Origin of the sequence: Alkalibacterium thalassium (genome assembly GCF_900101165.1) — a bacterium.
Classification (GTDB): domain Bacteria; phylum Bacillota; class Bacilli; order Lactobacillales; family Carnobacteriaceae_A; genus Alkalibacterium; species Alkalibacterium indicireducens.
Genome location: NZ_FNFK01000073.1, coordinates 1 through 7,646, shown reverse-complemented (window position 1 = coordinate 7,646; position 7,646 = coordinate 1). Strand labels below are relative to the sequence as shown.

The following is a 7,646-nucleotide window of genomic DNA, read 5'->3' as shown; positions in this document are numbered from 1 at the left end:
AAACGTCAAGGGCGTGGATTTTCAGCCAAAGGAGCTGGAAACTTAGCTTCAATTATTTCAGCTCGTAAAAACGGAACGCTTTTAGAAGCTTTAAGAGCCGAACTACCTGCATTTGAACAAACCATTGTCCCTGAATTTAAAGGCGCTGTTAGAGCTGTTTTGAAAAAGATTAATCGTCCTTCTATAGGCGTTAAAATGGGAGAAATAGCTAATTATAGTTCCACATCAAGTCCAATGGGACAACTGAAGAAAATGTTTGGGTAATGAAACACACAGAATGAGCCATTTTAATATTAAAATTGAAGAGTTACCATCTCTAGAAAAAAAAGTTTCCGCCAAAGTCTTGACACATACGAAATTAAAATGGTATTTGTACTAAAATAGAATTCATAGTACAATATCGAATGGAGCCAAATTTTAATCTTACTAATGATTATCTCCAACTTGATGGTCATTAGTAAGATTAGCTTACGCTTCAAAATTACTTAAGGAGGAAACAAACTTATGAGTGATTCTGAACAGAACACTAATAAAGGATTTTTGGGCATGATCGAGCGTGTCGGAAATAAACTTCCACACCCAGTTATTATTTTCATTGCTTTAGCTCTTTTCATCGTCCTGATTTCTGAACTCGTCTTTAGACTTGGCGTTACTGTCGACTATTTCGATGCAAGGGCTGGTGAAGAAGTAACGATTGAAGCCGTTTCATTAATGAATGGAGAGGGTATTGCACATATTTTCAATAGTGCAGTAAGTAACTTTACAGGATTCGCGCCTTTAGGTACGGTTCTTGTTGCTATGCTGGGGGTAGGAGTTGCTGAGTGGACAGGACTTATTTCTGTCTCGCTGAAAAAACTTTTAAGTAATGTCCCTGCCAACTTACTGACAGCAACGGTTGTCTTTGCAGGTATCATTTCTAATATCGCTTCCGATGCAGGTTATGTAGTTGTTATCCCACTTGGAGCAATTGCCTTTGCTGGAGCGGGCAGACACCCGATTGCCGGTCTAGCTGCAGCTTTCGCAGGGGTATCTGGAGGTTTCTCTGCCAACCTGATCTTTGGACCTACTGATGCATTACTCGTTGGTATCACTAATGAAGCACTGACTTCTGCTGGTATTGAGTACGAAGTTGCTGTTACAGCAAACTGGTACTTCCTGATCGTCTCTACCTTTTTACTGACGATAGTTGGTGCCTTTGTCACCCGACGATTTGTCGAACCACGGCTTGGTGAATACGATGGCGACTACAAGCCTAATGACGAACCAATTACTGATAAGGAAAACAAAGGAATGCGCAATGCTCTGATTGCTTTGCTTGTCTTCCTGGGAATTATGGCTTTATTGATGATTCCTGAAAACGCGCCACTTAGAATGCTTGATGAAGCAACTGGCGAAATGACACTGAACAACTTCCTTTCTCAAGGACTTCTGTTCATGATCTTCCTGCTCTTTGCCATCCCTGGATATGTGTATGGTAAAACAACAGGTAAAATCCAGACTTCTCATGACTTTGTCGAAGGGATGTCAGAATCAATGAGCTCAATGGGTGGCTACTTAGTACTGGCCTTCTTCGCAGCTCAGTTCATCAACTATTTCTCATATACTAACCTGGGATTCATCCTGGCTGTAAGAGGTGCTGACTTCCTTGAAACTATCGGATTTGTCGGACTTCCATTGATTTTAGCATTTATCCTACTCACTGCTTTTATCAACTTATTCATGGGTTCTGCCTCTGCAAAATGGGCAATCATGGGTCCAGTATTTGTTCCTATGTTGTTTGAAGTGAATATCGCTCCTGAAATGACCTTGATGGCTTACCGTATCGCCGACTCTTCATCAAACGTTATTTCACCACTAATGAGTTACTTTGCAATGATTCTTGTCTTCGCTCAACGTTACGACAAGAAGAGTGGATTGGGTACCATCATTTCTACGATGCTATCCTACACCATTGCGTTCTTAATCTCTTGGTCACTTCTACTGGTTGTCTGGTATGTTCTTGGACTGCCACTTGGCCCTGGCGCACCTTCTATATTACAGTAATCATAATTAAAGGCATGTCTTCCAAGTTCTGGAAGCATGTCTTTTTTCAATACTCTTCAACTCTGACATGTTATAGTTAGGATAACCACTGATTAACTATAAACATATAATACAAGGAGGGATCATCATGTCAAAGAAAACTAAAAGACGATGGCTCCAACTTTTCGGATTTCTCGTTGGTCTCCTGTTTGGCCTGCTGCGTCCGGATCAGATTCAGCAGCTGTTTCCCATACTCGGGATAGGCGTAGGGATCGGGTACTTTATGTCCTCCAGAGTGGCCTCGGATGATGACAAACATTTAGATGATCTCCCCTGGTTCATTCCTCTACAGATGATCATTTACTTTATTATTGGTGGAGCTATAAGCTCTTCCATAGTTCTGGCTATCGAGCTCTTTTCATAAAACTGGAGTAATTAGGCAGATACCGTTTCCTGAACATGAAAAATACGTATACGCGCAGAGCAATTTGCGTGTATACGTATTTTAATTTTCGATTATTTTACTAAGGCAAGAGACCCCATCGGATCCCATGGCTCAAGCTCAACGACTGGCTGATCCAGAGCTTTCAGCCACTCTTCATCAATGTACTGGCGTTTGACAGCAACTTGATAATTGTACTCATCGAACCACTTATCGATCATAGAGTATATTCCTTTGTCGCCGTTCTTATCTCCCCAGCTGTTTTCAACTTTCCATTTGATTGGATTACCTTGATCGTCCAGATCAACCCCGACAAAAACCATCGCATGCGTCAGCAGGCTCTCACCATAATCAAGGCGCTGAGCTTTCGTCAGCTCGACCGTTTCACCTAATGTCGCTTTGTAATCATATGCTTTATCGTCCATGATCCCAGCTTCCCGCTCAAGCATTTTTCCGACATCACAGCCAAACCAGACCGGCTCACCATCTTTAATGGAAGCAATGGCTGCTTCTTTCAGCACTTCAATAGGTGCATTAACGTAAGTAATCGCTTTTCCTTCTTTGACCGTCCCTAAATATTTGACGGTATATGCTTTCCCATAAGGCTTATCTTCCGTTGGTGCATTGATAAGAGAAATGCGTTCATCCAAATCCCAGGAAACATAGTGCTTGAAGAATTCTTGAGGCGTAATGTCAGTCATCCTGTGGAACTGATTATCTTCATCTCTATATTCGTATGAGAAAGTCTGAGGGACCTCTCCCAGTGTCTTAGTCAGCAGGCCGTAAACAAATGACAGACAAACTTCTTTCTGTTCAGTCAGCTCATCTGATGATTTTCCACCTTTATGACTGTCTCTCAGTTTAGCAGCGAATTCTCTGAGTTTAGCAGTCAGGAGCTGATTCAGTTCTCTTGTATTTGATGAATGGTACGTTTCCGGCATCACTGATTTAGGAACAGCACCATATTTCTCAAGCAGACCTGAAAACATATCCCATTGCCCACCATCTTGAATTGGATCGAGCAGCAAGTGCTGAACGAGACGAGAGTTTAAAGGCTCGCCGGCTGTTTCAATGATACTTTCCAGAAAGTAATTTGATTTTTCCAGTTTATCCCAGAACAATGTGTAATTTTGAGAAAATTCGAAGGTCTTGACATTCAGCTTTTTCATTGTGTCTACCCTTGCAGTGTTTAATGCAGCAAACATCCAACATCGCCCAGAGGACTGCTGATTCGTGATGTCTCCTTTTTTAGTTTCATGAGAGAATACGAAGGAGTGGCGTCTGGTCAAGTTATTGTCTATAGACGACTTGTTAAGGCCTACCTTTGACATCGCATTCTTGACAGCATGATTGACCGGATTTTTGTCAAAGTCATGTTTAAACTGTTTCAGTAAATCTGTAGTTATTTTCATCTGGCTCTCATCCTTTTCTTATGAATGAGTTTATCATACCTAAAATCCAGACACATGACAAGGTGTCATTTCCAGATTATCATCCGTTCAATTTTGAGAATCTCCTTCGTCTCACAAGACTCTCAGTCAGAGTCTTGTTACTTTGGGGATTGTACCTTAACTCAAGTGGATTTTCTTCTTGAGTTCCGTAGCTATCGGGATTGCACCTTAACTCAGTCGGATTTTCCTCCCGAGTTCCTTAGCTATCGGGATTGCACCCTAACTCAGGTGGATTTTCTTCTTGAGTTCCGTAGCTATCGGGATTGCACCCTAACTCAGGTGGATTTTCGTCCCGAGTTCCTTAGCTATCGGGATTGCACCCTAACTCAGGTGGATTTTCGTCCTGAGTTCCGTAGCTATTAAATCGTAATTCTTTCCGCTATACTAGTGCAATTTCCTAGCTAAACAGTACTATTAAGAAAAAAGACTATTCAGATGAAAAACCGAACCAGCGCTGGCTGATCCGGTACAGTTAACTTTATTCGCTTATTCCTGAGGTGCAAAAATCACACCACCGACCATACGATTTCCTGCATCTCCAGTAGGTTGTGATTCATAGTCGTCTGCTTCAGTATGGATGATTAGAGACGTTCCCTCTTCTGTAGCCAAAGTATATTCTGCATCAGGCAACAGAGATACATCTGGTATCTCAATCGTTTCACTGACGATTCCATTTTCAGGCACAACAAGGTTCGACAGGTCGCCTAAATGATGCCCGTCCTCAGCATCAAACCCGTGCTCTGCATCAGTTGGATTGAAATGATCCCCGGCATCTTCAAATGTTGGCGGAGTGGCTTGTCCGACTTCATGGATGTGCATGCCGTACTCCCCGGCTGGCAGTCCTTCGAGATTCAGATTGAGTGTGACACCATTCTCATCTTCATCAAACACTGCAGACCCTAAATAGGTACCGTCACTGTCAACCATATCAACATCAAGTGAAGTGAATTCTTCGTCTGTCCCTGCATCTTCCAGAAGAGAATCTTCCTCAACTTCTCCTTCATCTTCTGTCACATCTTCAGTGCCGCTTTCTTCCAGTTGAGTAACCTCATCCTCTCCACAGGCTACCATCAACAAGGCTGTTCCAGTCAGTAAAGCTAGTTTAGTTTTATTTAACATACATCGTTTCTCCTTCCATCTCTTTCATTGCATGTCACTTTTCATTATATCCATATCATACCAATATAAGCTGATAATCACTAAGATTTAGCATTTTTCAGTTCTCATTCAGGCTCTTCATGTTAGAATAATAGGTACAAAGGAGATGAAACAGATGAATTATGGAAGTTACAGGTACACTAAAGCAGAAATCGATTTAGATAAGGTATCTTACAACTATCATCAAATGAGAAATCATATATCTGAAAAAACTAAAATCATGGGGGTCATCAAAGCAGATGCTTATGGACACGGTGCAGTCGAAATCGGACGTCATCTTGAAAAGGAAGACATAGATTATCTGGCTGTTGCTGTACTGGATGAAGCAATGGAACTGAGAGACGCTGGAATTACAAAACCGATTCTTCTGCTGAGTCCGATTGAACCAGATAGGATACCGACGGCTATTAAAAACAACATTTCAATTACTGTCTTTTCACAGGAGATAGCTGAGGCCGTTAATCATCATGCCAGTCAAACCAAGCAAACTGTACGTATTCATTTGAAAGTTGACTCCGGAATGGGTAGAATCGGTGCTCGGTCGGAAGAAGAAGCACTTACACTATGTCAGACAATGGCAGCTGAACACATTTCGTTTGAAGGCATTTTCACTCACTTTGCAGAAGCAGAAAATACTGATGACCCATCGTACACGAAAAAGCAGTTTGCGTTCTTTCAATCTATTGCAGATTATCTGGAAACAGAAGGATTCACTTTTGAGATGCGCCACTGCAGCAATACAGCAGCTGCTCTTTTATATCCCGAATTTGACTTGGATATGATCCGTACCGGCATTTCTTTATTTGGTTATCATCCGGACAAAACATTGGAACACAAACTGGACTTGAAGCCCGTCATGACCTTATCAACTCATGCTGCCTTCTTAAAGCAGATGACCAAAGGGGAAAGCATCGGGTATGGCAGAACTTATAAGACTACTAAAGAGGAAACGATCGCAACGATCCTTCTTGGCTACGCGGATGGGATTCCGAGAGAGCTTTCCAATAGATGGCATCTAACCTGTGGAGAGGATAAAGCCCCTATCGTCGGTCGCATCTGTATGGACCAGCTTATGGTAGATGTCAGTCAGATCGATGATTTCTCAAAAGATCATGATCTTGTCTTTATAGGAGACCCTGGTAAAGGTCAGCCTTCTATTTATACAATGGCTGATTTGACCGACAGCTTTCATTATGAAATACTCTGCGGCGTCGGGAAAAGAATCCCTCGTGTTTATATAAAAGACGACACTGTGACAGCTAAGCAGAATGCGCTACTGGATTAATACTCAAAGCTAGCTCTCGCGCAAAAAAGACGACCCTTTTGAACAGGTCGTCTTTTTATCATATTCGATTAGAAATTATTCGTCTTCGTCGTCTAGGTCTTCATCCAGATCGTCGGTTTCGCTTTCTAGTCCGTCGTCACCGAGTTCATCATCTGGATCATCTTCGTCGAAGTCAAGACCTTCCTCGTCCAGACCGGAGTCAATATCATCATCCTGGTCCCCGTCGAGGTCATTGTCCATGCCATCATCCAAGTCACCGTTCAGTTCATCGTCGGCTGGCTCTTCAGTTGCCGGCAATTCGCTATCAGTATCATCTGCATCTCCGCAGGCTGCCAATAACATCCCGGCTGTCATGGTCAGTGCTGTAAGTCTTGCCAATTTCTTCATTTAATCGCTCCCTAATTGAGTTTTCTAGCTAATTTTCTGTTCTGAATTACGCGTCGTCATCCAGATCATCTTCTAGACCGTCGTCCATGCCGTCGTCTTCAAGGCCACCATCCAGATCATCATCAGCAGGCTCTTCAGTTCCTGGCAGATCGTCGTCTACATCATTGGCATCTCCACAAGCGGCTAATAGCATGCCTGCTGTCATAGTTAGTGCAGTTAATTTAGCTAATTTTTTCATTATGAATCTCTCCCTATTATATTTAATATAGTTTCTGATGATTAGTCAGAGTCTGCGATTACTCGTCTGTGTCGTCTTCCAGGTCGTCGCCTAGACCATCATCTTCCATGCCGTCGTCTTCAAGGCCACCATCCAGATCATCATCAGCAGGCTCTTCAGTTCCTGGCAGATCGTCGTCTACATCATTGGCATCTCCACAAGCGGCTAATAGCATGCCTGCTGTCATAGTTAGTGCAGTTAATTTAGCTAATTTCTTCATATCTATCTCTCCTCTAATAATATTATTATTCCTCTTATTACTTATTCGTCTGTATCTTCGTCCAAGTCGCCATCTACCCCATCATCCATGCCATCGTCTTCCACTTCATCTTCAGTGGCCGGATCTTCGACACCTGGAAAGTCTTTTTCCATATCCTCTCCATCAGCACAAGCACCAAGCAGCAAACCTGCGGTTAGAGACAATGCGGTGAACTTAGCAAGATTTTTCATGTATCTCTCTCCTTTTATACAGTTATTCAACTATCTACCGAAATATTACCAAAATTCCTATTTGATGTAAAGCAATAAGCCGGGAGTTTGACAGTTGAAACCAGGAAAAAGTGACAGAAAGCCTATAAGGGCTTTATTTTTTTGTCAAATTCACTTCTTTATTATTGCGTACTA

9 protein-coding genes and 1 pseudogene are annotated in these 7,646 nt (G+C 42.3%); 4 read left to right on the top strand and 6 right to left on the bottom strand.

Annotated elements, in window-relative coordinates; all coding sequences use genetic code 11:
- From BLR76_RS11910 to BLR76_RS10480, 3 genes and pseudogenes are all read left to right on the top strand, one after another.
- Positions 1 to 264: pseudogene (locus BLR76_RS11910) on the top strand (hypothetical protein); the annotation flags it as partial.
- A 240-nt stretch (positions 265 to 504) separates the two neighbouring features.
- Positions 505 to 2,043: an AbgT family transporter gene (locus tag BLR76_RS10485; protein WP_091268753.1), complete on the top strand. Its 1,539-nt coding sequence runs from the start codon at positions 505 to 507 to the stop codon at positions 2,041 to 2,043.
- 127 nt (positions 2,044 to 2,170) lie between these two features.
- The gene (locus BLR76_RS10480; RefSeq protein ID WP_091268752.1) at positions 2,171 to 2,446 is read left to right on the top strand and encodes a hypothetical protein; all 276 of its coding nucleotides are present in this window, start codon (positions 2,171 to 2,173) and stop codon (positions 2,444 to 2,446) included.
- 92 nt (positions 2,447 to 2,538) lie between these two features.
- On the opposite strand, the gene BLR76_RS10475 is transcribed toward BLR76_RS10480, so the two are convergent.
- Together BLR76_RS10475 and BLR76_RS10470 are read right to left on the bottom strand one after the other, a co-directional pair.
- The gene (locus tag BLR76_RS10475; protein WP_091268750.1) at positions 2,539 to 3,876 is read right to left on the bottom strand and encodes a C1 family peptidase; all 1,338 of its coding nucleotides are present in this window, start codon (positions 3,874 to 3,876) and stop codon (positions 2,539 to 2,541) included.
- Between the two features lie 525 nt (positions 3,877 to 4,401).
- Positions 4,402 to 5,034: a superoxide dismutase family protein gene (locus BLR76_RS10470; protein WP_091268748.1), complete on the bottom strand. Its 633-nt coding sequence runs from the start codon at positions 5,032 to 5,034 to the stop codon at positions 4,402 to 4,404.
- A gap of 154 nt (positions 5,035 to 5,188) precedes the next feature.
- Here BLR76_RS10470 and alr point away from each other — a divergent pair, with 154 nt between their 5' ends.
- Positions 5,189 to 6,358, top strand: coding sequence for an alanine racemase (gene alr / locus BLR76_RS10465; RefSeq protein WP_176759697.1), 1,170 nt, complete (start codon positions 5,189 to 5,191; stop codon positions 6,356 to 6,358).
- Positions 6,359 to 6,433: 75 nt separating this feature from the next.
- Here the strand turns inward: alr and BLR76_RS10460 are convergent, their stop codons facing one another.
- The 4 genes from BLR76_RS10460 to BLR76_RS10445 are packed head-to-tail and all read right to left on the bottom strand — an operon-like array spanning position 6,434 to position 7,472.
- Positions 6,434 to 6,745: a hypothetical protein gene (locus BLR76_RS10460; protein ID WP_091268744.1), complete on the bottom strand. Its 312-nt coding sequence runs from the start codon at positions 6,743 to 6,745 to the stop codon at positions 6,434 to 6,436.
- A gap of 46 nt (positions 6,746 to 6,791) precedes the next feature.
- Entirely contained in the window at positions 6,792 to 6,983 is a 192-nt protein-coding gene (locus tag BLR76_RS10455) for a hypothetical protein (RefSeq protein ID WP_091268742.1), read from the bottom strand.
- Between the two features lie 58 nt (positions 6,984 to 7,041).
- On the bottom strand, positions 7,042 to 7,242 hold the full coding sequence (locus tag BLR76_RS10450; protein ID WP_091268740.1) for a hypothetical protein: 201 nt from the start codon (positions 7,240 to 7,242) through the stop codon (positions 7,042 to 7,044).
- Positions 7,243 to 7,283: 41 nt separating this feature from the next.
- Positions 7,284 to 7,472: a hypothetical protein gene (locus tag BLR76_RS10445; protein WP_091268738.1), complete on the bottom strand. Its 189-nt coding sequence runs from the start codon at positions 7,470 to 7,472 to the stop codon at positions 7,284 to 7,286.
- Positions 7,473 to 7,646: the final 174 nt, after the last annotated feature.